22 protein-coding genes are annotated in these 25,502 nt (G+C 67.7%); 12 read left to right on the top strand and 10 right to left on the bottom strand.

All coding sequences use genetic code 11. The features are described from left to right. The first annotated feature begins 448 nt into the window (after window positions 1-448). Both ACR68M_RS28285 and ACR68M_RS28280 read left to right on the top strand, forming a co-directional pair. The gene (locus ACR68M_RS28285; RefSeq protein WP_441246969.1) at window positions 449-757 is read left to right on the top strand and encodes a transposase; all 309 of its coding nucleotides are present in this window, start codon (window positions 449-451) and stop codon (window positions 755-757) included. Continuing rightward, complete coding sequence (locus ACR68M_RS28280; RefSeq protein ID WP_441246968.1) at window positions 754-1,626, top strand: IS3 family transposase; 873 nt, start codon at window positions 754-756, stop codon at window positions 1,624-1,626. Before ACR68M_RS28285 ends, ACR68M_RS28280 begins: the two co-directional genes overlap by 4 nt. Before the next feature lie 88 nt (window positions 1,627-1,714). Here the strand turns inward: ACR68M_RS28280 and ACR68M_RS28275 are convergent, their stop codons facing one another. The 3 genes from ACR68M_RS28275 to ACR68M_RS28265 form a co-directional block, all read right to left on the bottom strand. After that, window positions 1,715-2,959: a tyrosine-type recombinase/integrase gene (locus ACR68M_RS28275; RefSeq protein ID WP_441246967.1), complete on the bottom strand. Its 1,245-nt coding sequence runs from the start codon at window positions 2,957-2,959 to the stop codon at window positions 1,715-1,717. 10 nt (window positions 2,960-2,969) lie between these two features. Further along, on the bottom strand, window positions 2,970-3,275 hold the full coding sequence (locus tag ACR68M_RS28270) for a helix-turn-helix domain-containing protein (RefSeq protein WP_441246966.1): 306 nt from the start codon (window positions 3,273-3,275) through the stop codon (window positions 2,970-2,972). 334 nt (window positions 3,276-3,609) lie between these two features. After that, window positions 3,610-4,182, bottom strand: a complete 573-nt coding sequence (locus ACR68M_RS28265) for a helix-turn-helix domain-containing protein (RefSeq protein WP_441246965.1) — start codon at window positions 4,180-4,182, stop codon at window positions 3,610-3,612. Between the two features lie 358 nt (window positions 4,183-4,540). Here ACR68M_RS28265 and ACR68M_RS28260 point away from each other — a divergent pair, with 358 nt between their 5' ends. Further along, entirely contained in the window at window positions 4,541-5,950 is a 1,410-nt protein-coding gene (locus tag ACR68M_RS28260) for a DnaB-like helicase N-terminal domain-containing protein (RefSeq protein ID WP_441251737.1), read from the top strand. Between the two features lie 908 nt (window positions 5,951-6,858). Here ACR68M_RS28260 and ACR68M_RS28255 read toward each other — a convergent pair. After that, a complete protein-coding gene (locus ACR68M_RS28255) occupies window positions 6,859-7,851 on the bottom strand; it encodes a tetratricopeptide repeat protein (RefSeq protein WP_441246964.1) in 993 nt (330 codons plus the stop codon). Window positions 7,852-8,360: 509 nt separating this feature from the next. Between ACR68M_RS28255 and ACR68M_RS28250 the strand changes: the two genes are divergently transcribed. The 3 genes from ACR68M_RS28250 to ACR68M_RS28240 all read left to right on the top strand — a co-directional run bounded on the left by ACR68M_RS28250 (window position 8,361) and on the right by ACR68M_RS28240 (window position 9,878). Further along, window positions 8,361-8,525 (top strand): hypothetical protein, encoded by a 165-nt coding sequence (locus tag ACR68M_RS28250; RefSeq protein ID WP_441246963.1) that lies wholly within the window; start codon window positions 8,361-8,363, stop codon window positions 8,523-8,525. Window positions 8,526-8,611: 86 nt separating this feature from the next. Then, window positions 8,612-8,815, top strand: a complete 204-nt coding sequence (locus tag ACR68M_RS28245) for a hypothetical protein (protein WP_441246962.1) — start codon at window positions 8,612-8,614, stop codon at window positions 8,813-8,815. Between the two features lie 25 nt (window positions 8,816-8,840). Beyond that, a complete protein-coding gene (locus tag ACR68M_RS28240) occupies window positions 8,841-9,878 on the top strand; it encodes an NAD-dependent epimerase/dehydratase family protein (protein ID WP_441246961.1) in 1,038 nt (345 codons plus the stop codon). Here the strand turns inward: ACR68M_RS28240 and ACR68M_RS28235 are convergent. Continuing rightward, the gene (locus ACR68M_RS28235) at window positions 9,875-10,705 is read right to left on the bottom strand and encodes a glycosyltransferase family 2 protein (RefSeq protein ID WP_441251736.1); all 831 of its coding nucleotides are present in this window, start codon (window positions 10,703-10,705) and stop codon (window positions 9,875-9,877) included. The two genes, ACR68M_RS28240 and ACR68M_RS28235, sit on opposite strands and share 4 nt — an antisense overlap. 226 nt (window positions 10,706-10,931) lie before the next feature. Here ACR68M_RS28235 and ACR68M_RS28230 point away from each other — a divergent pair, with 226 nt between their 5' ends. From ACR68M_RS28230 to ACR68M_RS28220, 3 genes are all read left to right on the top strand, one after another. Next, window positions 10,932-11,528, top strand: coding sequence for a hypothetical protein (locus tag ACR68M_RS28230; RefSeq protein ID WP_441246960.1), 597 nt, complete (start codon window positions 10,932-10,934; stop codon window positions 11,526-11,528). A 10-nt stretch (window positions 11,529-11,538) separates the two neighbouring features. Then, window positions 11,539-12,876: a hypothetical protein gene (locus tag ACR68M_RS28225; protein ID WP_441246959.1), complete on the top strand. Its 1,338-nt coding sequence runs from the start codon at window positions 11,539-11,541 to the stop codon at window positions 12,874-12,876. 149 nt (window positions 12,877-13,025) lie between these two features. After that, window positions 13,026-17,384 carry a hypothetical protein gene (locus ACR68M_RS28220; protein ID WP_441246958.1) on the top strand — a complete coding sequence of 1,453 codons (4,359 nt, stop codon included), beginning with the start codon at window positions 13,026-13,028 and terminating at the stop codon, window positions 17,382-17,384. Between the two features lie 681 nt (window positions 17,385-18,065). Here ACR68M_RS28220 and ACR68M_RS28215 read toward each other — a convergent pair. From ACR68M_RS28215 to ACR68M_RS28200, 4 genes are all read right to left on the bottom strand, one after another. Further along, window positions 18,066-18,344 (bottom strand): type II toxin-antitoxin system RelE family toxin, encoded by a 279-nt coding sequence (locus ACR68M_RS28215; RefSeq protein WP_441246957.1) that lies wholly within the window; start codon window positions 18,342-18,344, stop codon window positions 18,066-18,068. 5 nt (window positions 18,345-18,349) lie between these two features. Next, window positions 18,350-18,631 (bottom strand): type II toxin-antitoxin system Phd/YefM family antitoxin, encoded by a 282-nt coding sequence (locus ACR68M_RS28210; RefSeq protein WP_441246956.1) that lies wholly within the window; start codon window positions 18,629-18,631, stop codon window positions 18,350-18,352. A 469-nt stretch (window positions 18,632-19,100) separates the two neighbouring features. Beyond that, window positions 19,101-19,751 (bottom strand): TetR/AcrR family transcriptional regulator, encoded by a 651-nt coding sequence (locus ACR68M_RS28205; RefSeq protein WP_441246955.1) that lies wholly within the window; start codon window positions 19,749-19,751, stop codon window positions 19,101-19,103. Window positions 19,752-19,830: 79 nt separating this feature from the next. Beyond that, window positions 19,831-21,321 (bottom strand): MFS transporter, encoded by a 1,491-nt coding sequence (locus ACR68M_RS28200; RefSeq protein WP_441246954.1) that lies wholly within the window; start codon window positions 21,319-21,321, stop codon window positions 19,831-19,833. Between the two features lie 924 nt (window positions 21,322-22,245). On the opposite strand from ACR68M_RS28200, the gene ACR68M_RS28195 reads away from it, so the two are divergent. Next, a complete protein-coding gene (locus ACR68M_RS28195; protein WP_441246953.1) occupies window positions 22,246-22,524 on the top strand; it encodes a hypothetical protein in 279 nt (92 codons plus the stop codon). Window positions 22,525-22,526: 2 nt separating this feature from the next. On the opposite strand, the gene ACR68M_RS28190 is transcribed toward ACR68M_RS28195, so the two are convergent. After that, entirely contained in the window at window positions 22,527-22,853 is a 327-nt protein-coding gene (locus ACR68M_RS28190) for a hypothetical protein (RefSeq protein WP_441246952.1), read from the bottom strand. A gap of 357 nt (window positions 22,854-23,210) precedes the next feature. On the opposite strand from ACR68M_RS28190, the gene ACR68M_RS28185 reads away from it, so the two are divergent. Both ACR68M_RS28185 and ACR68M_RS28180 read left to right on the top strand, forming a co-directional pair. Further along, the gene (locus ACR68M_RS28185) at window positions 23,211-24,161 is read left to right on the top strand and encodes a hypothetical protein (RefSeq protein ID WP_441246951.1); all 951 of its coding nucleotides are present in this window, start codon (window positions 23,211-23,213) and stop codon (window positions 24,159-24,161) included. Between the two features lie 62 nt (window positions 24,162-24,223). Then, complete coding sequence (locus ACR68M_RS28180) at window positions 24,224-25,381, top strand: IS701 family transposase (protein WP_441246950.1); 1,158 nt, start codon at window positions 24,224-24,226, stop codon at window positions 25,379-25,381. Window positions 25,382-25,502 lie beyond the last annotated feature (121 nt).

The raw sequence follows: 25,502 nt of genomic DNA, 5'->3' as shown, positions 1-25,502 counted from the left end.
GAAATGGCTTCTTACTGTTCACTGACACGAGATGGAATGCCACACTGCCGATGTGAAGGTCACCACCGTGCGCTGGCTCTTGGCCCCGATCAGCAGCTGGCGCGTGCGTCGCCTCCAGCGACTACTCGCTGGAGGCTTGCCGGACGAGGCTGCATGGCAACTGGTCAGGCTCCGGTATCACTTGGATGAGATGCCCTATATCCAAGATGCCGTGAAGCGGCACACAGAGAGCGATAGCGGCTCCAAAGGATCCGACAACGAACTTGACGCATAGGCCCACGACGGGTGGACCCGGCATCGCCACAGCCAACAGCCAGGGGCACGCACTACTCGGACAGTTCCATACAGGCTGAGGTCCCCGACCACCTTGTGGCGGGGACCTGGCCCTGCCCCGCTTTGACGGACACCTGAGCTCAGGGGATTTGTGTCCCCCGGGAGGATGTCCATCATGGAGAGCATGGGGAAGAAGAAGCCTCGGCCTCGCCGGTCGTTCACGCCGGAGTTCAAGGCCGAGATCGTCGCGCTGTGCCGCCAGGGCGACCGCTCGGTCGGCCGGGTGGCCAAGGACTTCGACCTGACGGTGACGGCGGTGCGGGACTGGGTCAGGCAGGCCGAGGTCGACGCGGGCGAGCGCGACGGCCTGACCAGCGTCGAGCGCGAGGAACTGGCGGCGTTGCGCCGCGAGAACCGGCGCCTGCGCGAGGACGTCGAGATCCTCAAGCGCGCGACAATTTTCTTCGCGAAGGAGACCCGGTGAACGTGCACCCGTTCATCGAGGCGGAGAAAGAAGGCGGACACAGCGTCAAACGCGCGTGCGAGCTGCTGCAGGTCTCCAGAGCCGCCTTCTACACCCGCCGCACTGGCGCCGTTGGAGCCCGACGGGCCCGCGACCTGGAGCTCACCGGCAAGATCGCCCAGGTGCACCAGGACTCGCGCGGTACCTACGGCGCCCCGCGCGTGCACGCCGCCCTTCAGCGCGGAGGCACCGCCTGCGGACGCAAGCGCATAGCCCGGCTCATGCGCGCCGCCGGACTTGCGGGACGGTGCCCCAAACGTCGGCACATCACGACGGTCCCCGACCCGGCCGCGCCCTCGCGGCCGGACCTCATCCGGCGCGACTTCACGCCCAACCCTGCTGCCACCGACCGCCGTTGGTGCGGCGACATCACCTACATCCCCACCGATGAGGGCTGGCTCTACCTGGCCACCGTCATCGACATCGCCTCCCGCCGCGTCGTCGGCTGGGCCACCGCCGACCACCTGCGCACCGACCTGGTCGCCGACGCTCTGCGTCAGGCCTGCCACCGGCGGCGCCCGGCACGCGGGGTGGTGTTCCACTCGGATCGCGGCTGCCAGTACACCAGTCGCCAATTCGCCGACCTGGCAAGCGAGTTCGGTATTCGACTGTCGGTCGGTCGCACCGGTCAGTGCTGGGACAATGCCCTCGCGGAATCGTTCTTCGCCACCCTCAAGGGCGAGCTCATCGACCGCCGGACCTGGCCCACCCGGGCTGCCGCCCACGCCGCGATCTTCGAGTTCATCGAGTCCTGGTTCAACCTCCGCCGGCTCCACAGCAGCCTCGACTACCGCAGCCCCGCCGAATACGAAGCCCTTCAAGTAGCCTGACCACCGCACCGAACCTGTCCGTCAAAGCGGGGCAACCTCAGACCTCAGCCTGTATGGAACTGCATTGCTCCCAACTCGGACTTCGGACTCAGGCGGCGTCTTCGCCAGAGGCTTCGGGGCCGTCGGCCACGTTGCCCCAGAGCAGGCCATCGATCTTCTGGCCGACGTCATGCAGCATCGGGTCGGTGACATGCTGGTAGCGCTTGGCCATCGATGCCGAGGACCAGCCCATGATCGCCATCACGATCCGTTCCGGCACTCCGAGGAGAAGAAGGACTGTCGACGCGGTGTGGCGAGCGTCGTGCAGGCGGCCGTCGCGAATGCCGGCCTCGCGCAGGAGCCGCTTCCAGTGGTGGGAGTCGGTGCTGGGGTTGGTCGGCTCGCCGACCGGAGAGGCGAAGACGTACCCCTTGTCCACCCACAGGTCCCTGGCGTTGTCTCGCTCGCGATCCTGCTCCTCCTTGTGCTGGCGAAGGATCTTGGCGAGCTGGTTGGGCAGCGGGACCGGGCGCTTGCCCGCCCTGGACTTCGTGTCTTTGGTCTCGCGCCGGATATTGACCTTCTGGGGGCAGTAGCCAGGCGTACGTCCGCAGTGCACGCGGCACCCGTGCTCGTACTTGGGCCGCAGCCGGCCTCGCCGGACCCAGGCGATGCCCTTGTCGAAGTCGATGTCCGTCCACTGGAGGCCGAGCGCCTCTCCCTGCCGCAGGCCGAGCGAGAGGGCGAAGACCCAGCGCGCGGAGTTGCGCCGCTTGCGCGCCGTGTCGAGCAGGGTCTGGACCTGCTCGACCTCGTACGGCTCGACCTCCTCCTCGTTCAGCTTCGGCGCCTTGGCGATCGAGGCGACGTTGACCGTGAGGTGGCCTCGGCGCACAGCCTCGCCGAGGGCGACGCGGATAGTGCGGTGCGCCTGGTGAGCGGTGCCGGCAGCCTTGCCGTTGGCCCGCATCTTCTTGTACAGGCGCTCCAGGTGCTCGGGCTCCAGCTTCAGGAGCTGGTGCGCGCCCAAGCCGGGGATGAGGTGAACGCGGACCGCCACCTCGTAGCCGGAGAAGGTGTTCTCGCCGACAGTCTCCGGCACGATGTTGGTGATCCAGTGGGTGAGCCAGGTCTTGACCGTCCACTTCTGGCCGGCCTTACGGACGGTCCCGGCATCACGGTCCTTCTCCAGCTGCCGGACCTTCTTGGTGGCCTCGGCGCGGGTCTTGGCCGTGACGTGGCGACGATCCGGGGTGCCGTCGTCCTTGACGCCGACGGTGACGCGGCCGTGCCAGCGGCCGTCCTTGCCCTCGTAGATCGAGGAGGCGCCATTGGGCTGTCGAGACTTCGTCATGGATGCCCCCTCAGGCCGCGAGCGCGACAGCGGAGTTGGCAGCGCTCAGACGGTCGGCGACGTAACCGCTCAGGGCATCGGCGGGCACTCGACGCAAGCGGCCGATCGTTACGGAGGGGATCTCGCCTGAGGAAACGAGGGAGTACATCGTCGTACGGCCGATGCCCAGTCGGCGGGCAGCCTCCTCAACCGTGAGCGCGACCAGAGTGGGGTCGGCTGCAAGACCGCCCTGATCAGCAATCAGGCGGAGGAGCACACGCTCGGTGGTGCCGAGGGCGTGAGCCACTCGGGAGAGCTCCAACGGTGTTTCGGACATGGGTGTCCTATCCCGACGGCGCTTTCGGCTATGCGCCGCCGTTGTCGATGTTCCAGGGATGGGCGATTGGGTTGTTCGGGTCCGCATGGCGACCCCCGGCGTTCGTAGCGCCAAGGGGCTGCGGTGGGCATGGCTGGTCGAGGGTTCACGGGCTGGCGAAGCCCGTGTTCGGACCGGCGGGACGGGACGTTAGCCGCAGATTCCGGCCGCACCAAACCGTCGGACGCCCGGCATGATGCCGGTCATCATCGAATCGACGACGGGACTGACGTGCGGGACCAGCGGCGTGCAGCTGCTTCTTCAGGTGACCAGGGCGCACCTTCGCGCGCTCTGGCTACTTCTCGGCTCCCGGGGTGCCGAGATCCTCAGCTTCGGAGGAGCCTGGCGGGAAGTTCGGCGACCGGTAGTCGTCACCAGCCGCGTCGGCCACGACTCGGGTGATCATCACTCTGATGAGCTCTTCGAGATTCGGGTGGGCACGGCCATAGGCGTCGAGAGCGTCGCGGGCCCGGTCCATGTCCTTGCGGGCGGCAACGGACTTCTGCCAGCTCTCGGCGAACTCGGCCAGCAGCAACTTCACGTGGACGTTCGCGGCGATCTCGGGTGGTCCGACCAGGTTGTCCAGGGAGATGTCGAAGACCTTGGCGAAGCCGATGGCCTCGTCCAGGTTGACCCTGCGACGTGGTTCGCCGCTCTCGATGCGCCACACCGCCGACTGGTTCAGCGGGTAGCCGGCCTCGGTCAGACGCTCGGCGAGCGTGGCCGTACTCCACCCGCGCGCCTCGCGCTCCATCTTGATGCGCCGCGCGACGTTCTCCTCCCCCTCCAGCCGTTGTTGGCGGTCCTCATCAGCCACGGTCAACCCTCCATGCATCGTCACTAAGCCCATTTGCAATGCGTCGAGCACGACGTTAACGTGATGCAAGATGAAACGCAACTGAGCCGAACCGCATCGGCGAGCCGGGTCAGCCACCCGGCATCGCGACGAAAAAGGCCCCCAGTGCTACGAACACCGGGGGCCACAGCAGAAACCTCGAAACCGCCCATCCCTGGAACAGTCGACAACGGAGGAACCGGGTAGCCGCCCGAATCCTCCGAGTGAGGACACCGCTGTGGACAAGCCTACGGCCCCGCCGCCCGGCCAGTCAGCCCACAACCGCCGACGGGACCACCGCGCGTCGGAGCCCTACCCCGCGCCCGTCGACACCAACTCCGGGGAGCCGCCGCACAACATCGAAGCCGAACAAGCGGTCCTCGGTGCGTGCATGCTGAAGCACCAGGCGGTGGATCAAGTCCGGGGGACTCTGGACGCGGGCGACTTCTACCGGCCCGCCCACGAGACCATCTGGCGCGTGATCCTCACCCTGCGCGCCGAGGACGCCCCGACCGACCCCATCGCCCTCACCGACCACCTGCGGGGTACGGGAGATCTCTCCCGCGTCGGAGGTGCGGCCTACCTCCACACGCTGGTCGCCGTCGCTCTGCCCTCGTCAGACAGCGCCGACTACTACGCGCAGATCGTGCGCCGAGATGCCCAGCTGCGGACCCTGCATGCGACGGGCATCCGCACCGTCCACCACGCGCTGACCCCCGGCGCCGACCCGGACGAGATCCGCACGGCCGTCGAGACCGAGATCCGTGCCGAACGCGAGCGTGCCCTGGCCTCCGGCGGCAGCCGCCTGGCCCGCTACATCGTCAACGGCTGGGACTTCGTCACCAAGACCGGCGCGGACAAGGAGCCCCTGTGGGGCACCCGCGAACAGACCGCCTGGGCCTCCGGCGAAAGCCTGATGATCGTCGGCGCACCCGGCGTTGGCAAGACCACCCTCGCCCACCAGGTCGTCCTCGCCCGCCTCGGCCTGCAAGCCTCCGTGCTCGACCTGCCCGTCGCCGAGGGAGAGCGCGTGCTCTACCTGGCCATGGACCGCCCCCAGCAGATCGCCCGTGCCATGGCCCGCCGCATCACCCCCGCCGACGAGGCCCACCTGCGCGACCGGCTCGCCGTGTGGCAGGGACCGCTCCCCGCCACCCTCGACAAGGAACCCGACCTCCTCGCCGAACTCGCCGCCGCCCACCGCGCCGACACCATCGTCATCGACAGCCTCAAGGACGCGGTCAGCACCCTCGTGGACGACTCCCTGGCCGTTGCCTTCAACAACGCCCGCATGCGCGCCCTGCGCGCAGGCGTCCAGATCATGGAGCTCCACCACCAGCGCAAGGCCGCCGCCGACGCCCCACGCGGGATGCGACCCACCCTGGACCGGGTGTACGGCTCGACGTGGCTGACCGCCGGAGCGGGCAGCGTCCTGTTCATCGCCGGCGAGGCCGGCGACCCGGCGGTCACCATCCACCACCTCAATACCGTGACGGGCGAGATCGGCCCGCTGCCGGTCGTCCACGACCACCAGCGCGGAACGACCTACGTCGAGCCCACCCTCGACCCGGTCACGCTCCTGCGCGCCGCCCCGGACGGCCTGACCACCCGTGAAATGGCGACCGCCCTGACCGGCGAGGCCAACCCCGACCGCGCCGACATCGAGAAGGCCCGCCGCCACCTCGACCGCCTGGTCAAGTCCGGGCTCGCGGTCAAGACCGACGGCGCCGCCGGAGGCACTGGAGGCGGCCAGCAGGCCCGCTACCGCCCCTCCGCCCGGCACATCACCGCCGTCTCGTGACCGCCACCGCAGTGACCGGAGTGACCGGGGGCGGCGCACTGACCGCGCCCCCCCGGTCAGTCCGTCGTTCTGACCGGCTGGAGTGACCGAGGTTCCGGTCAGCCGGTCATTCCGACCGACCGAACTGACTGCTGTGACCGCACCGGCCCGCATCCCGCTGACCGTGCTGACCGGGCCTTCGGGCAGTCAGCGGACAGCACCGACCGGGCCCGCGGGGCATCCGGGTCGGCGAGCGGATCACCAGCCCCGCCAGGCACCAACGGCCGGGCGTGGACCGTTCACGGGACCGTACACGCGCCCCTGCCGCGAAGGACCCGGCGCCAACCGCTCACACTGTCCACGCGGAACGAAGAAACCGCAGGTAGAGCGATCACGGAGGCGTACACGCCGTCCACGCGACCCAGCGTTCACGCGCGAGCCCCCCTTTAGAAGGGGGCTCGCGTGTACGCCCCATCGTGAACGCCCTGTCTTTGGGCAGATTGCCGGGCTTCCACCACCTGCCGAAGCGTCCATGTCTGGCCTCCGCGAGCCCGAACTAGGAGCACTGACAGCGCACCCAGCAGACCTCGGCGAAAACAGATCACCCACAAGCCCCAGTCAGACCACCGGAAGCCGGAGCAAGTTGTGGGGTAAGCACTGCTTACCCGGACACCGCCCAGGGCGGAGCAAGTTGTGGGGTAAGGACTCCTTACCCGGCCCCGCTCCTGGCGGAGCAAGTTGTCGCATTGGACGGTCCTACGGCCCGCCCCACGCACTTGCCCTCGCCCAGGGGTGCGAGGGCAAACCTGGCGCCAAGCGCCAGTGTGTCGTGGAGGACGGCTGACGTCGACCGTGACGTGGCTGCTGACGACAGCCCCGGTCGCGGGTACCCGCGCCGGACTCACGAGCCGGGTACCCGGGACGATGCCCTATTCGAGTGCCGCAGCCCGTTCGTCCAGTTCTTCGACGCCGGGTACGTCTCGCAGGCGGTACAGGCGGGCGCGCATGTCGTGTACGGCGTCCTGGACCTTGATGGAGCGGATTCCGTCGGCGCATTCGAGGAAGTCGGTCCAGGAGGCGACTGCTCCGTCTACGTCGTCCTGGCGCAGACGCACGGTTCCCAGGTCGGCGAGGACGATCGCGCGGGTACGGCGACGGTCGAGGCCGTGGATCTCCAGCGAGTGGTGCAGGTGCTCCAACGCGCTGGTGAAGTCGCCGAGCTGGGCGAGGATCATCCCGGCTTCGTGGGCCCATCGGCCGATGCTGTAGTGCGAGGCCCAGGAATCGCCGGGGGTCCCGTTGGCACGTTCGATCGCGCTCTGGGAGGACGCGAGCGAGCTGGTGGCGGTTCGACGGTCGCCGTCGAGGGCGGCTGCGTTGGCCAGGGTGGCCTGGTAGTAGGCCAGGGCCCTGGGATCGTCGAGGTTCTTGGCCTGGTTGACGCAGTCCTCGGCTATCCGGACAGCGGTCGCCCGGAATCCGAGGTCGATGGCCTGGACTGCGAGGCCACGCAGGGCGGTCGCGGCGAGTTCGGCGTCGCCGGCCTCGGAGGCGAGGCGGTAGGAGTGCGCGTAGTACTGCTGGGCGGCGTCCTGATTGCCCTCGTCCTGAGCCATCCATCCGGCCAGGTGGACAAGTTGGGCGGTGGCAGCGAACAGCTCCCGGCCGACCTCCTCGGTCCACGTTCCGTCCAGCCAGCCGGAGACGTCCTCGTGGAGGTAGCGGACGGCCAGGTGCCGGGCGTGTCCACCGCCGAGTTCTGCTGCTGCGTCGCCGAGGGACTTGGTCATCTGCCGCACTGCGGCGACCTCGCCCCGGCCCACGTGCACCTTGCCGCCGGACCTCACTCGGACACGGCGGAGAAGGCTCTCCGGATCGGGCAGGCCCAGTGCCACGAGCGCGTACGCGCTTGAGGCAGTCACGAATCCCCGGCGATCCACCACGTCCCTCCGCCCCAGCTCGATGACTGAATCCACGGTATCGCCAGACAGCGGGTCGTCAGGATCAGTTGGCGAACCGCCATGGGTTTCTGGCAGGCGAAGGTCCAGGGCATCGATCAGGAACGGCAGCCAGTACTTCGGGACGCGCCCACCGACCTCCCAGCGGGAAACCTGGTCGCGTTTGGGCCCCTCGCCGCCCTTGCCCTCGGCAATACCCAGCTCCCGGCCCAGCCGGGGTTGTGACCAGCCCTTCTTCGCCCTCGCGACCCTGATCAGTGCTCCGATGGCCACGGCCTCCGCTGACACGGCACCCCTCCCCTGGCCGACGCTGGCCGACGAATGGCCGACAACTGGCCTACACACTGGCAGCTTCTGCTCCTGCGTGCACAGGCGTTGACTGAGAGTCAGCCGCTGGAAGGCCCAAGGCCCTCGCCCTGGGATCGTTCCCGAGCCGTGTCGCGGCCATGCCCACACACCCAGGAGGCCCTGCCATGCCCCGACACGCCGCAGCGGACCGCGACCGCGTCGGAACCGTCCTCACCGCCTCCTGGGCTGCCCTCCACATCGCCACCGCCATCCTGGAGCAGGCGGAGGCCGGCCCCGCCGTCACGGCCCCGGCCGCCACCAGCCCGGACACCGAGCCCGCCACCGCGTGACCCCAGGAATCCCGTCCTCGCCATCGATAGGAGTCCGCAATGGTCGAACCACCCCAGAAACCGACAGCGAGCGCCGAGCCGGCGACGTGAGAACCGAGAACTCCCCGGATTTCAAGCTCCCCGAGGACCGCCACCCGGGCCTGCACCTCCGGACCTTCAAGGTCGCGGCCGACGGCACCCGCTACGACGTCTCCGGAGTCGTCACCGTCGACTCGGACCCCGATGCGGCGGCCTACCACCCGTCCGCGACGTGGCCCATCTGCCAGTGCCCGAAGCACCGCAAGAACTGATCAACCACCGAGTAGAGGAGCACCCTTGTCCCTCGAACAGCTTTCAGGAAAGACCGTGCTGGTCACCGGAGCGGGCGGCCTCATCGGCAGCCGCATCACCTCCCAGCTCCGCCAGCTCGGCGCCCGCCCCGTCTCGGTGTGCAGGCTGGACGCCTACCCGCCCGAGGTCTACCGCGACCGGTTCGGCATCAACACCACCGAACCGGACTTCTTCGTCGGCGACATCGCTGACCCGGAGCTGATGAGCGAGGTGATCGCCAGCTGCGACTACGTGATCCACGCCGCCGCCCTGGCCGACGTCGCGGCCTGCACGCGCCGCCCGCTGGACGCCATCGACACCAACATCATCGGCACCCAGCGCGTGCTCGACGCCGTAGCCGCCTCGGACCAGGTGCAGAGGATGGTGTTCGTCTCCTCCGCCAGCGTCTACGGCAACGGCGTCTCGCCCCAACCCGTGCACGACCACGTGCCCGCGCAGTTCGCCGAAGGCGCGGCCGTCTCCCCGGTCTCGGTGTACGGGAACAGCAAGGTCTGGGGCGAGTACCAGACCGCCGCCGTGCTCGCCGACGCCGGCACCTCGTTCGCCATCGTGCGGTACTTCTCGGTCTACGGCGAGCCACAGGTCGTCAAGGCGAACAGCCACTCATGGGTGGTCGCCTGGTTCGCCATGCGGGCCGCGCTCGGGCTGCCGCTGCACCTCAACGGCGGCGGCCACCAGACCCGCGACCTGGTCCACGTGGACGACATCGCCACCGGCACGCTCCACGCGCTGATCGCGCCCCGCGCGCACAACGAGACCGTCAACGTCGGCACCGGAACCGGCACCTCGATCCGCCAGGTCGCCGAGCTGGTCCGCGGCCACTACCCGGGCATCCGGCTCGTCGAGACACCCATGCCGCCCGGCGATCCCGAAGGCGGATACGCCTCCGTCCAGCGGATGGAGGACGTACTGGGCTGGAGGCCGAGCATCACCGTCGATGAGGGCCTCACACGATACGTGGCCTGGCTCAGGGCCACCCCTGACGCCGTCCCCGAGTGGATGCACCAAGCCGCGGCAGCCTAGATAATCGGCGGCCGACCGAGGCGAGTCATGGTCCACACCGTGCGCCAGCGCATCGGCTTGCGACGGCCGCACGGTGTGCGCCAGCCCTCGGCGAAGCCCGCGAACCACGCCTTCAGCCCGGCCGCGTCCCGGGTGCGGGCGACGGTGAGCGCCACCCAGACCCCGAGGTAGACCGGCACCAGCAGGGCCGGCAGGTGGCGGCGGGCCAGGTAGACCCGGTTGCGGGCGTTCACCCGGTAGAAGAAGGAGTGCCGGGTCGGGCTGGTGCGCGGGTGCTGGAGCAGCAGCTCCGGGACGTACAGCACCCGCCAGTCGGCATCCAGCGCTCGCCAGGCCATGTCGGTCTCCTCGTGCGCGAAGAAGAACGCGTCCGGCCAGTCACCGACCTGCTCCAGCATCTTCGAGGACAACGCGTGGCCGCCGCCGAGGAACCCGGTCACTTCACCACCGCGCATCGGGTCGCCGGCCCGCAGCCGGGGGACGTGGCGCCGCTGGGTAAGGCCGGTCTCGTCGGCGATCCGGAAGCCGACGATGCCCAGCCGGGGGTCGGACTCGTACAGGGCGGTGATCTGAGCCAGGACGTCGTCCGCGACCAGCAGGCCGTCGTCGTCCAGGTCGATCACCACGTCCATGTCCCGCAGGTGCTCCAGTGCGACGTTCCGGCCGCCGGTCACCCCGAGGTTCTCCGCCAGCTCGACGCTCTCCACCCACGCCGGAAGCTCCGGCAGCGCGCACCCGTTGCCGACGACCACCACCTTGGCGGCCTGAACGGTCTGCATCTCCACCGAAGCCAGAAGCGCGGCCAGCTCCTTCGGCCGCGTGCCCATGGTCAGCACCGCCACGCCCAGCTTGACGCCCACCGCGCCACTTCCCTTCGAGGAACCAGAGATGACCTCACGAACGCCGAAGCTGGGTGCCGCGTCGCTCCGCGAACTCGCCGAGAATCGGAGCCTTCCCGCCCATCAGGTCATGGACCAGGACACACTCACCTGGATCGCCAGGAACCGACCCGAAGCCTCAGCCGCGGCGCCCACCCTGCCACATCCGCCCCTCATGCTGGTACCGGACATCACCTGGTTCGCGAAGCCCCAGCTCGTCGACTCCATCCACGGCATCCGGCACAACGCCCGCGTCTCACTGCTGGCCTCGCTGCTCGCCCAGGAGTACGGACTCGACCGCGATCACACCGCGGCCCTGTGCGCCGCAGCAGCAGTCCACGACTGCCGACGGCGTGACGACCGCGACGATCCTGGGCACGGCCGACGGGCAGCGGCCTGGTTCGCCGGGAACCAGGCCGCCGTAAGCAGCATGCTCGGCCGGCAACTGCCGCCGGACGTCTCGACGCAGGCCGCCCGCGCCATCAGCCTCCACGACATCCCGTACACAGCCTTCACCACCGAGCAGAACCTCGCCTACCGCCGGGCACCCCATCTGATCGACCTGCTCAAGGCGGCCGACTGCCTGGACCGCTACCGGCTCCCTCTCGCCCGCTGGTGGCCCGACCCCTCCCACCTTCGCATCGTCATCTCCGCATGGCTCCACCCCGTCGCCTTCGACCTCGTCGTCCGAAGCGAACAGGCCCGGCTCGACGGCGCCACCAACCACGGGGCACTCATCCACGCCCGCCAGATCCTCAACCCCAGGCAGTAGGAGGTCCTCCATGCACAGCGAGTGGGACAACGCCCACACCGACCACACCAGCAGCACCACTCGGCCCGGCCCCTCAGGGCTCGCCGAGACCGAAGCCGACTGGCGCCGCCAGCTCGAGCACGAGACACCCAACGGCTGGCTGCTGCGGGGCAACGCGATGACGGAGACCCTGGCCGCCGGACGTCCCATCCACCTGATGCACACCACCGTGGCCCTGGACGCGATCCGCTCCAGCGGCCACCTGTACGCCTCCACCGGTTGCCTGGTCGCGGCGCTCTACTGCGCACCCCTCGCCCCCGAACCCGCTGGCCTGCGACCCCACAACCTCGGTACCTACCTGCTGGAGACAAAGAAGCACACCCGCACCCTGGTCTTCGAGATCACCCCCGACGCCCCCGTCCCGCCCAAAGGCATCGACTACCTCCGACTGGGCGCCATCCACCTGCGGACGTACCTCGCCCACCGCAGCTTCCTCACCGACCGCGAGGACACCCAACTCCGTCGGGCAGTGCTGGACCGGCTGCAGGCGGCGGCCCCGTTCCTCGGCACCCTCCTCGCCAACGCCGCCGGAACGCCGACGCCGGAGGCCGAGTTCATCGACCGACTCGCCGCCACCGTGCCAGCCTTTCCGTTCCTGGGCTACCTCTACTTCGAGGTGCTGTCCGAGTACCTGATGCTCCGCTCCACCTCCCCTGAGACCAAGGCGTCCGCAGAGCTCGGAGAGATGAACAACCGCCTCTACAAGCGCCTGGCGTTCGGCGCTGTGCAGGGCATGGACAAGCTCTTCGACCTGTCCCGTTTCAACCCGGGACACGACCGCCTTCTCCAGCTCGTCGAGCGGATCGAGGCTGGCCTGGCGCTGGGTGCGGCCCGCTACACAAGGCGCCGCCTGTCGCACCTGTTTGCCTGCGTGGCACTCGACCCCCGTCAGGATGCGGCGTCTTTCACGTTCCGAGACGCGGACTTCGACGTCCTCACCGCGACGGCGCCGGGTCTGCTGGGGCAGCTCATCTTCCGCGAGATGCGGATCATCGACCGCTACCCGCAGCTCTACCTCGCCCTCGAACAGGCCAAAGCGCTCGAGGCGTGGGACTACTGGAACGCCGAGGGCATCCCGACGCCCTTCAACGGCACGATCCCGAAAGGCGAGATCGGGATCAACCCGGCCTACCCGCGATCCCGCTGCACCGTCTGGACCGCCGAGACCTGCGAGCGCGGCCTGCTGCATCCGGTTGAACAGCTCGATCTCACCTTCCTCCCTCGCCTCGCCGAGCTGTCCATGACCGCCATGCGAAGGGACGGGACGGGGAGGGCTGCAGGGCACCTTCAGCGGACCGCTTCGTACTGACGCCTGCGAGGGGTTGCTCTGTACAGCCGAGCTGGCGACTGTCTCGATCACAGTCTGAATCTTCCTGGCGGCGTCAGTCGGTAGTGGCAGGTAGCGTTTAGCTTCCGGGTGGTTGGGCCCGGATGTCACGGTGCTGTGCGGGGTGCTGAATGGCGATGGCAGGCGGGGCCGCGGACAAGCTCCCTAACAGGTATGAGCACTGGTGGACAGCCCTCCAGATCGGCCAGCTGTTGCGGGGCGAAGCGTCGAGCATGCGATTGGAGCCGCCGGGCGATGCGGGGGAGGGCATCGAGTTCGAGATCCAGTTCCCTGATGGGCCGTGCTGTGACCAGGTCAAGGACAGCGGCACGCGCTGGACGCTGCTGCGGCTGGCCCCGGTGCTGGAAAAGGTGGCGACGCATCTCGCTGGGGGCAAGACCGTCCGCCTGATCCTGTCCTCTGATGCTGGGGAACTGGAATCACTCTGCGAACGAGCGGTCGCTGCCCAAACGTTCGCCGAGTTCGAAGAGATCCGAACGAAGGACCAGGCCACCGAGTTCGCAGCGGTGCGTTCGAACTGGCCAAAAGCGACTGAAGAGAACGCATGGCGGTACCTGCAGCGGATCAAGGTTTGGCACCAGCCAGGTGAGAGCCTGCGCCGCGAGGTGGCACTGAGCTACTCGTTCCTTGTGCGGGACGACGCGGAGACCGTGGTCTCCCTCCTGCGGGCCTTCTGCGACGATCACCTCCACCAAGTGGTGACTGCACCTCAGATCTGGTCATACCTGGCAGAGAAGAAGGTCAAGCGCCGCTACCTCATCGGCGACGAGACCACCACGCTCGCGCTTTCCGACTCGGTCCGCCGCTTCACCCGGCATGCAGGCGAGAATCGTCCCGCGCTCGGGCTAGCGGTTCGGCCCTATACAGAGGAGCTGATGGAGCGGCTCCTGCAGCCAGACGGTCCTCAGATCGTGCTGTGCGAAGGCCGCGCCGGAATGGGCAAGTCGACGGTTGTCAGCGATGTGGTGCAGCAGCTGCATGACCGCGGCTGGTACGCGGCTGCGGTCAGAATGAGCGCAGCCAGCCCTAACGTGCAGAGCGCTGCTGCCCTTGGCCGTGTAATGGAACTCTCCGACTCCCCAGCCGTCGTACTGGCAAACGCCGCTGGTGCCCAGCCCTCGCTGCTGGTGATCGACCAGTTGGACGCAGTTAGCACCTACAGCGGTCGAATGTCCGAGGTGTACGGCGCCGTGGCCGAGATGATCGAGCAACTGCGGTACGAGCCCTCAGTCAAAGTGGTGCTGGTTGCCCGGAAGGTCGATGTCGAGGAGGACTCCCGACTGCGGGCACTGGCCGCCAGCGACCGTGTCGCGAGGCTGGTTTTGGACGAACTCACCGACGAATCGCTTCGGGCAGCCTTGGCGGAGTACGGCGCCGACCCGTCTGCCCTCAGCCCTGAGACGCTGCGCTTGCTGAAGGTCCCTCTACACCTGTCGGTTTTCAGCCGCCTCTCCGTCGACGCCCGCACAGGCACCTATCGCACCCTCCAGCAGCTGTACACGCAGTTCACGAAGGAACGCCGCAGTGCGGTGGAGCACAAACTCACCCCTGAGGCATGGCATCGGATCACCACGGCCCTCGTTCAACACCTGAGCGACCACGAGACCCTGAGCGCACCCCGCCCGCTCCTCGACCGCTTCAACCAGGCCGATGTCCAGGTCCTCGAATCCGAGGGCATCCTCGCGATGGAGACCGACGACCGCATCGGATTCTTCCACGAGTCTTATTTCGACTACCTCTTCGCCCGCGCTTTCACCGCCAGCACCACAACGCTCCACGACTTCCTCGCCGGTTCCGGGCAGGCCCTATTCCGCCGCGCCCAGACCCGGCAGATCCTGGAATACACGGAGGCGATCGACCCCAGCCGTTTCCGCGCCGATGTCCGTGATCTACTCGAATCGCATGCCATCCGCCCGCACATCAACGACGTAGTCATCACCGTACTGCGCCAACTCCAGGCCAGCTCTGCTGACTGGCAGCTGCTGGAGGATCTGGCCTGGAGCTCCTCGCCCCTGGCACCCAAGATCCGGTCCCTGCTGGGGCACCCCGTGTGGTTCGACGCCGCCGACCACGATGGTTTCTGGGAAGGCCTGCTGGCGGATCCTGCCACGGCGGCAGAGGCATTCAACTCTCTTGTCAGTGTTGTCAGCTATCGACCACAGCGGGTTTCCGCCTTGGTGCACCCCTATGCCGGTGTATCAGATGTCTGGCGTGAACGGCTGCAGCGCCTGGTCTTCTGGGCAATGAGCGCTGGCCTCGAGTCGCTCGTGACGGAACTCATCGACCGCGGGGAACTCGATGACCCCCACGGGCGTGAGGCTGGTGGCATCGCTCTTCTCAGCAACCTGCAATCCCTTACAAGCCGAGATCCGGAGAGCGCTGCTCGCATTCTGGGCGCATACCTACGTCGGACAGCGGTGCGCGCTACTCAAGACGGGCACGAGGACCCGTTCAAAGCCGGCCTCCTCACCGACTACACGCCCTCTGCCCGCGATGTGATCGCTCCATGCGCCGCAGGGGCACCGGCAGCGTTCGTCAGCGAGGTGCTCCCCTTCGTCCTCAAGATCGCCGCCGCCAAGGAAGCTCGCGGAAAAGACACTGGCCAGAGCCCCTGGGCTCACATGTATCTGGGCGCATACGACGTAGGATCCCTCCTCATCCGAGGCCTCGAACAGGCGCTCGGTGCACTTGCTGTAAGCCAACCCGGCATCGTTGATGACGCCCTGCAACAGCTCATGGCGATCAATGGGCCCGAGACCAACTACATCGTGGCCCGGGTGCACACAGCCGTCGACCGGACGGATGAGGCCGTGAGATGGCTGCTTGCTGACGACGCCCTCCGACAGGGAATCTGGGATGCCGTCCTGTGGGCCACCCGGGACATGATCAAATTCGTATCCCACCGGTGCTCAAACGACACCTTCAATTCCCTTCTCACCGCGCTCCTGCAGCTCTACCCCTCCTGGGAGCGGCGTCGCCCCGATCACCGAGGCTTTGGCTTGGGCTTGCTCGGGATTACCCAGTACCGGCTCCTGTCAGCGGTAGACCCGACCCGTCTCACGGATCTGGCGCGTCGGCGACTTGGAGAATGGGAGAGGAAGTTCGAGACCCCGGGTGTTCTGGCTCCCGCGCCGGCTTCGGAGGTGCGCGCTGTCGCACCGCCGATCAGCGATGAGGCTGCTTCGCGAATGAAGGACAGCCACTGGCTAAACGCCTTGGCTATCTACGCCAAGCCTGAGCACAACGAGCAATGGAGCACGCAAGGAGGGGCGTTCGAACTCTCGCAGACGCTGGGCCGCCGAGCAGAGCGCGAGCCTCAGCGCTTCGCTCGCATGGCCCTGACGCTCGACAGCGCCTCGCCCCTAGTCTATTTCGCTGCCATCCTCCGCGCTGTCGCGCCATCCCTGGACACAGATCACTTCACCGACCTATGCGTGCACGTCTACCAACGCGTTGGTCCTTCCAGCATCCCGGACATCTGCCGCACCATTGATTCGAACCGCACCAACACCAACCAGGCCCTTGTTGAACTCCTCGACAGGTTCTCCCAAGACCAGACGGCCGCCCACGGCTACAGCGTGACTGACGACCTGGTCACTGCAGGAATTAACACCAGTCGAGGGCAGGTCGTCTGGACGGCCGGAGCACTACTGTCACAGAGCGACCAGCACCTGTCAGCGCTCACCCAGATTCTGCGGCGCCTTGCTAGTGACCCGTCACCTGCCGTACGGGCCTGCGCGGCATTGGCGGTGCATGTCCTCCACAAGCACGACCCCAACGCGGCCCTGGACCTCGCTGACGAAGTGCTGGCCGACCCCACTGCGAACCTCTACAGCGCCCACACTGTGCGCGACCTTCTGGTCTTGGCCCTGCAACAGGACGTGGCACGCTTCAGCCACTATCTCTACGAAGCCCTGCAGCTCCCAGCGGATTCCGGCAGCAACGCCGGCCAGATCTGGGCCATCCTTGCGATCTGGGAAGTCCTCACACCAGAACTCCCCCAGACTGTCCAAGAATTGAGCGAGCCCGCACGAAGCGGCGCCGCACAGCTCTTCGCACAGTACCCGGGGCGCTCTCTCCCATGGCTTCCCCGTCTCTTCGATGACGCCGACGCTACCGTCCGCGAAAGCGCGTCAAGGGCTACAGCCAACATCGACCAACTGGACGGAACCGCTCTAAACGACTTCGTCAAGGCATTCACCCACAGCACGGCCTTCTCGAAGAACAGCAGGAACCTCCTCATCACCCTCAACCGGCAGACCGCTCGACTGCCCCAGAGCGCTCTCGAAGCATGTGAGCGAGCGGCGACACTAGACACTGACCGAGAGCTAGCCGGCCACTACGTCATCCCGCTCGTGCTGCGCCTATACCGGCAAACCAGTCGAGGCGACCGCGAACGCTGCCTGGACATCATCGACCGCTTGGCACTCACCGCAGACCTCTCGATTGTGGACGCGGCCGGCCGGTAGGCCCCCAATCCGATCAAGCTCCTCCGTACAAAGCAAGAGACTGCGCTTCACGCCTCCGCGCGCTCACCGCGGGAGCATCCCTGGTCTCAGTTTTGGTCTCATTCATTGCCGTACGTGCGGGTTCAACCTCCGCTCCAACAACCAGAGACCAGCAGGTCAGAACCTGTGCGGACCCCATCGAACACCCCCGCGCAGAATTGGAAAGCGTGTTGGGGGCAACCCCTCACGAGTTCGAATCTCGTATCCTCCGCCAGCCGATGGCCCGGACCGCACAGCGGTCCGGGCCATCGTCGTATCCATCGGCATTGCCAGGCGCACATGGATCCGCGGGAGAGGAGCCTGGGCGCCCGGCCTACTCGCGAGCTCTGCTGCCACTGGCGCCGGGAGGGCGCAGGATCCGCCGGAGTTCACGCCAGGCATGCACCACCTCGGCAGCCCTGGCCAGCACCTCGCGCGCCTGGCCCAGCAGAACGCCCAGCAGACCCAACAGCGCCGGGGCGCAGAGAACTACGTTCGCGACAAGCCTCCACATGGTCACCGCGCCAGGACTGTGCAGTGCCACTTCTCAGGTACCTGCATCCTGGTCCCCGGCAGAACCGAAGTCTTTACCACGATGGGTAAATCTGGTCGCGTGAGTAACGCACTGGCAGCACCGCTTGCCTCACAGCCGGCACGGCCGAGCTAGAGACGGCGATAGACGTCACGCCGGTTGCCGACGGCGATGACCCACACGATCAGTTGACCGTCTTCGAGCGTGTACACGATGCGGTAGTCCCCGACCCTGAGGTGCCACCGCGCGGTGTGCCCCTGGAGAGCTTTGATGTCGAACGCCGCCGTGTCCCCGTCGTCCATCCCCTTCTGAAGTTCAGTGAGGCGATGGAGGATCCGCAGAGCGTCAGGCCGGGGGATCTTGAGCATGTCGCGCTGGGCATGCGGGGTGAACCGCGTGACGTACCCCACCGGGATCAGGCGTGGTGGGCGCGGAGAAGGGCAGCCATCTCCTCGAGCGAGACGGATCCGACAGTCCCTTCGGATTCGGCCTCGTCGGCCAGCTGATTGAGCCAGGACTCCTCGGCCTGCTCCGCCAGCCGACTCAGGCGCTGGTACTCGTTGATGTCGATGACGACGGCTTCCTGCTTGCCGCGCCGGGTGATGATCGTCGGAATGTCGTCCCGGCGGGCCCGGTCGAGCACGTCCGCCAGGTGGCTGCGGACCTCAGCCATGGATGCAATCACAGGCTCACTCATGCAATCAATGTAGCAGATGTACATCTGAATGCCGTGGCAAGCCGGTCCAGACTCACAAGACAGGACCCGGCGATGCGCAACCCGCTTCCGCCGTGGTTGCAGTTCTGGTTGCATTCACCCCCGTCCAGCGCCGTCCGATACCCGAAAGACGAACCACTCCGCCGCAGGTCAGGACCTCTGCGACCACCGCCGAACGCCCGGACGGACAGTTGGAAAGCGTGTTGCGGGCAACCCCTCAGTCCCAACCGACGCTAGAACTGGATCAACGGTCGGCATTGGAGGAGCCGCGAAGGCTGGCGGGGCGGGGTCCGGAGGAGCCCCCGTCGGGCACCCGCGCGGCTGGAAGCCAAGCCCCGGAGCAGCGGGTAGTCAGCCCCGCTCCACGAGACGGAGCGCAGCGGGCGTGGCACTGCCGGATCGGCTGCAGGCCGCTGGCGAGTGTTCCAATGGAGTTGAGGGTGAGTGCGGGTCACGGGGTGTTCCACAGGCCGGTCAGCTCGGTCCAGTCGGGGGCGCGGTCGGGTTGTCGGTCCGGCGTCGAGGGGTTCTGAAGGCCGAGCAGGACGAGATCGAGGTAGCGCAGGTGGAGTTCGGTTGCGCGCTCGGCGGCCGTGGGCAGGCGGGGGCTGAGGTGGCTGAGCAGCAGGGGGAGGTCCGCCGAGCTGACGTCCGCGCGCAGGGCGCCGGAGCGGTGGGCGGCGTCGACCAGGCCGTCGAGGGCCGCCTTGAGGCGGCCGGACGCGGCGTCGATCTCCTCGGTCGCGGGGAGGCGACCGCCGATGAGGGGGAGCAGCGAGCCGGCGTCCGGGGCGGACAGCGCCGCGCGCAGGAAGGACGCCAGCGCGGTCCAGGGGTCGGCGTGCTCGGAGGCGGCGCGGCGGGCCAGGGCGGTCAGTTCGTCCATTCCCTGCATGCGCAGGGCCTGGGCGAGGTCCTCCTTGGCGGGGTAGCGCCGGTAGAGGCTGCCCATGCCCACACCGGCGCGGCGGGCGATCTCCGAGACCGGAGCGTTCCAGCCGAGTTCGGCGAAGACCTCGCGCGCCGCGCGCAGGACCCGCTCGTCGTTGCGGTCGGCTTCCTTCTGGCGTCCGCTGGGCGGTCCGGTGCGGGCGGCGCGCATGCTATTGCTCCTTCGCTTCGGCGGGCGGGCGGCGGGCGGGCGGGCGACGCCGACCCGCCGCGCGGTGCGGGGGGGCCGCTCAGTGCTGGTTGGCGGCGACCCGGTTCATGGCCAGGACGGTGGCCTCGGGCGCGGAGTCCTGGCGGTACGGGCGGATGCGCAGGGCGCCGACGAGCAGGATACCGAGGAGCCCGAGCGCGGCGGCGACCCAGAAGCTGACCGTGAAGGCCTTCTCGGCGGGGATCGGCGTGTCGTGCACGGTGAAGGTCTGGAGGAAGCCGACGGCGAGCTGGCTGCCCACGGCGCTGCCGACGGTCCGGATGACGGTGTTCAGGCCGTTGCCCGAGGCGATCTCGCGGCGCGGCACGAGGGCCGCGACCAGGTCGGCGAGCGCCGCGTACCCGTAGCCGGCGCCGAGGCCGACCAGGCAGAACCAGATGGCGATCTCCGCCGGGGAGCTGTGGAAGAGCGCGGTGAGGACGGCTCCGGCCGTCATCAGCGTCATGCAGGCGGCCAGCGGCGCCCGGGTGCCGAGGCGCCCGCGCAGCGCGTGTGCAGTGCGCCCGCCCACGACGACCAAGAGCGAGCTGGGCAGCATCAGCAGCGCTGCCTGGACGATGGTCAGGCCGCCTCCGTAGGAGGCCAGCGGGCGCAGCGCCGGCGGGAGACCGCTGGGCAGCTGCAGCAGTTCGGGGACCAGGACGTAGAAGAAGAACGGCACGACGCCGATCAGCAGGGCGGCGAGGTTGGTGACGAGCATCGGCAGGTGGGTGACGTGCCGCAGGTCGAGGATCGGGTCCGTCCGGCGTGCCGAGACCATGCCGAGCACGGCGAAGAGCGCAACGGCTGCACCGAAGAGCGACAGCACGCCGACGGAGGCCCAGCCCCACTTCGTGCCCTCGGTGATCGCCAGCAGCAGGGCGATGAGTCCGCCGGCCAGGAGCAGCGCCCCGGGCACGTCGATGCGCTTGCGGTGGCGCTCGGGGCTCTCCGGCACCCAGGCGACGACCATGAGCGTCGCGAAGGCGATGAACACGGCTTCGGCGCCGAACATCCAGCGCCAGGAGGTGTGCTGGATGATCAGCGCGCCAACGACCATCCCGACGCCCGCGCCGCCGCCGAGCATCGCGGCGGTGATGCCGAAGCTGGAGGCGATCCGCTCCTTGGGCATCGCCTCGCGGACCAGCGCCAGAGCCAGCGGGAGCGAGGCCATGGAGGCCCCTTGCAGCGCGCGCATCGCGATCAGGAAGCCGATGTTCGGGGAGGCGGCGGCGGCCAGGGTGGTCGCGAGGAAGGCCAGCAGGACGATCACGAGGAGTCGTCGGTGGCCGCACTTGTCGCCGAGCAGGCTGAGCACTGGGGTGAGGACGGCGCCTCCGAGCAGGAAGGCGGTGATCAGCCATCCGGCTGTGGCGGTGTCGGCGTGCAGGCGGTCGGCGAGCACGGACATCGCGGGGATGACCATGGTCTGCATCAGCGCGTAGGCGCCCACGGTGGCGAGCAGTGCGGCCAGCACCGCGTTGGGCCTGGCTGCGGCCTTGGCGTGGTGCCGAGTTCTGGTGTCGTCCACTGACGACGCCTCCGTTCATCTGCGGGGAGCGGCGTCGCAGCCGCACGAAGCGGGGGCGAACGCCTGGGTGTTGCCTCCACTCTATCGGAGCGGAGCGCTCCGATCCGATAATGAGACGCGCCACCACAGCCCGAGGAAGGCGTGCCAGGTCATCGATTGCCCTGGCGGAGGCGGTGGCAGCTCGGCGGTGATGCCGCGGGTGTCGCAGGTCAGACGCCATGAGCGGGGCACCTGGTCAGTTGCAGTTCCAGTTGCATTCGCCTCCGTTCAGCCGGGTCCGGAAGGCGGTCTACGAGCGGTTCCGTCGCAGGTCAGGACGGTGGCGAATTCGACCGGGCACCCGGACGGACAGTTGGAAAGCGTATTGGGGGCTACCCCTCACGAGTTCGAATCTCGTATCCTCCGCCTCTGCCCGCCAGGGCAGCTCGAAGACCTCGACCGGGAATCGGCTGGGGCCTTCGTCATCTCGTGGGTGCAGCTGTCCCGACCGCCGCCGAATTCACCCGGCCCAGTGGCCCGGGGTGGTTCAGCGCGCTGTCAGTCTGCGGTTCCACCTGGACGACCCGCGCATCGACCACGTAAACCAGTTCTATCCCGGCACGAAGATCGGCGACACCGACGTCGGAGAAACGGCCGGCGCCGAGGGAAGGACTGCGCGGGAGATCGTGGCTGATCCGCCTGGGTTGTGAAACCTGGCGCGGCCAAATGGGACAGGCTGATCGACACGACAACAACCGAGGAGGTCGGCTCCTTTCATTACCTCGGCCAGACTGAACTGCACCGACTGCTGCTCGATGACCATCAGAAGCTCGGATCGACCTGGCCAACTCGGGGCAGTTCTAGGGCGAGCCCAACGCCTACTACGGCCAGATAGCCAACTGGCACCACCGCTACGGCACCGACCTGTTCGGCAAGAACGTCCGCGTGGCCCTACGCGGCTCAGAGGTAGATGAGTCCCTGGCGACAACCCTTGAGGAGGAGCTCGAGGCTTTCTGGTACTTCAACAACGGCGTCACCGCCCCATGCCAGAGCATTGTCCAATCTGCTGCCTACGGTACCCACCACCGTGGGCGGGAAGGTCCGCCCCATGCGATCCGCAGATGGCTTGAGCGGCGGACCTCCCCGCCACTCAAGGGCCGGCCCGTGTCGGTGATGTGCTTGCGCCGGACCGCCTCGTTCAGCTCCGTGTGGACGATGCGGTAGGTCTAGTGCGCAGTACCAGGCGCGCCGTCGGCATCCTGCATCTTCGTACAGGGACGTGCGAGGTGCTCGGGTTCGAGCTTCTCAAGTCGGCGCGCGCCGAGGCTGAGTATGAGGTGATGATGCACGGCCACGCGGTAGCCGTCGATCGGGTTCCCGCCACACTGAGGTCCGCGATGTTCTCGGCCCGGTGGGGCGAGCCAGGTCGCGACGCTCCAGCGCTGACCAGCGTTGGCGGCCCCGCCCTTCTTGCGCTTGTCCTCAAGGTCACGCACAGCCTTGGTGACATCCGTGCGGGTCTTGCGGTCGACGCACCAACGTGAGGCTGCCATGAGGGAGCACATCGTGGTGCGGCCGATTCCAAGGCTTCCAGGGCCAGCCGCCATGGATTCGGCCTCGACCCCATCGATGCCGGTCGCCCGCCCGAGGACGCCAGCCGCGGGCGTCGGGCCGCCATAACTCCCACTCCACCCGGAATGATCATCCATCCGTGATCACAGTCGATCATAGTTCGACAGTTGTGACGGCATGTCACATGAAAGCAGTCACATTTTCGCAATAGTTGACTTCAAGTACTACCGGGCAGCATCGGCCTCTAACCTCGCCTCGAGGGAAGCGATACGAACGGCCGACGAACGCCTTCGATTCGCGTAGATCTCTTAGCCACGCCCTGAGAAGGAAATAGCCGCATGGCCGATGAAGTCCGCACCAGCCCGCCCGTCTACACCGAGATCACCGAAGTGACTCCCGACAAGTGCAACAGCTGGATGAGCAAGAGGACATGCAACCGCGTCCCCCTGAAGCGATCCAATGTGGACAAATTCAAGGACATTCTGCGCAATGGTCAGTACCGCACCACTCACCAGGGATTCGCGCTCGACTGGCACGGCTGCCTGATCGACGGGCAGCACCGTGCCGCCGCGATCATCGAGACCGGCGCCACGGTGACCGCCCAGGTGACATACAACCTCAACCCGGACACGTTCGCCGCGATCGACGGCGGCCGCATCCGTACCGCGGGAGACTTCGTCGCGCAGATCACCGAGATGAAGCAGGCCAACTCCAACGTGTACGCAGCTGCCCTGAAAGTCCTTGCCAACCGCAGCGCGCAGCTCCACTGGACCCGGTGGACCACCGGCCGGATGACGGCGGAGAAGCTGCAAGAACTGGTGGCCAGGTGGCCGATCGAGGAAGAGCTGATCATCCGCATGGTAGGGCGGGGAAAACAGTGTCACGCCAGCGCGACCGGGCTGACCGTCGCCTACAAGATCATCACTGAGGAGTGGCCGGAGCACGTGGCGAACTCATTCTTCGACGGCATCGGTGAAGCCAGTCAGGAGCTCGTCGGGAAGGACCCCCGGGCCCTCTATACGAACACCATGATCAACGTGAACCGCGGGGTCGTCAGCCGGGACAGCGTGCAGCAGTCGGCCCAAGCCATCAAGGCCTTCAACGCCCTCGTCACGGGCGAGTCTATCGGCACCCTGAAGAAGATGAAGTTGGGTGGCGTAAAGACCGTCATGGACCGGCGAACCGGCGAGGAGATCGAGCAGGAGTACCTCGCAGACCGGTACCCGGAGGTCGTTCCGCAGACGCTCGACATCAGTGACACATGGCTCAAGGGCGGCGGCACCGGCTGACTAGACTAGTACTGCAACGGTGCTTGCCGTGACGGTTGTCGGGTTCGCTCGTTGGGCTGTTCATGGGTGGGGACATATCCGAGGTCGATGCTCGCCGCTGGTCGGATGGGCTTGCCGGGTTGCATGAGCGGTTTGCGCACCGGTTCGCGCGGAGCGAGTCGCGGGAGTCGGCGTTGGCCTACATGCGGGGCCTGTTGGCTCCGCTGGAGCGCAAGAACGGCTGGACGGTGGCAGAGGAGGCCGGGCATGGCGGCCCGGATCGGATCCAGCGGCTGCTGAACCGTATCGACTGGGACCCGGACGCGGTGCTCGACGACGTGCGTGAGTACGTGGTCGAGCACCTGGCCGACCCGGGCGGTGTGCTGATCGTGGACGACACCGGGTTCCTGAAGAAGGGCGTGCGGTCCGCCGGGGTCCAAAGGCAGTACTCCGGCACCGCGGGCCGCACCGAGAACTGCCAGGTCGGAGTGTTCCTCGCGTACTCGAGCGGGCGGGGCCGGACCCTGATCGACCGGGCGCTCTACCTACCGAAGTCCTGGACCGACGACCGCGAGCGCTGCCGAACCGCCGGGATCGACGACGGCGTCGAGTTCGCTACCAAAGTCCAGCTTGCGAGGGCGATGGTCCGCCGAGCGATCGACGACCGGATCCCGTTCCGCTGGGTGACCGCGGACGCGGGATACGGCTACAGCAAGGGCTGGCGCTACGAGCTCGAGCAGGCCGACGTCTTCCACGTCGTGGCCACCACCCGGCACGACACCGTCGTCACCCGGCAGGCCATGGACCACCGCCTCCACGACCTGGTCGCCGATCTACCCCGGCAGAAGTGGAAGCGCCGGTCCTGCGGCGAGGGCGCCCATGGTCTGCGGATCTACGACTGGGCCCGCGTCGAGGTCCGACCGTGGCACCGGCCCGACCGCAGGCACTGGGTTCTGGCCCGCCGGAGCGCCGCCGACCCGACGAAGGTCGCCTACTACATCGCCTACGCGCCCGCCGACGCCACGCTCAACGAGCTGATCGCCGTCGCCGGCGCCCGCTGGGCGGTCGAGGAGTGCTTCCAGAGTGCGAAGGGTCAGTGCGGCCTGGACGACTACCAGGTCCGCCGTCATTCGGGCTGGTACCGGCACATCACTCTCGCCATGGCCGCCCATGCCTACCTCACCGTCATGCGGGCCCAGCACCTTGAAAAGGGGCCGGACCTGCTCGAACGTCAGACCTGATCCCACTGACCGTCCCCGAGATCCGCCGACTGATCACCGGCCTCACGCGGCCTGTCCGCCGAAGCATCGACCACGTCCTGCACTGGTCCCGATGGCGCCGCAGACGCCAGCACCAGGCCCG

The sequence above is a fragment of the Kitasatospora sp. McL0602 genome (assembly GCF_052076145.1).
Classification (GTDB): Bacteria; Actinomycetota; Actinomycetes; order Streptomycetales; family Streptomycetaceae; genus Kitasatospora.
The sequence above is the reverse complement of the archived record's forward strand: the minus strand, read 5'-3'. Positions and strand labels throughout refer to the sequence as shown.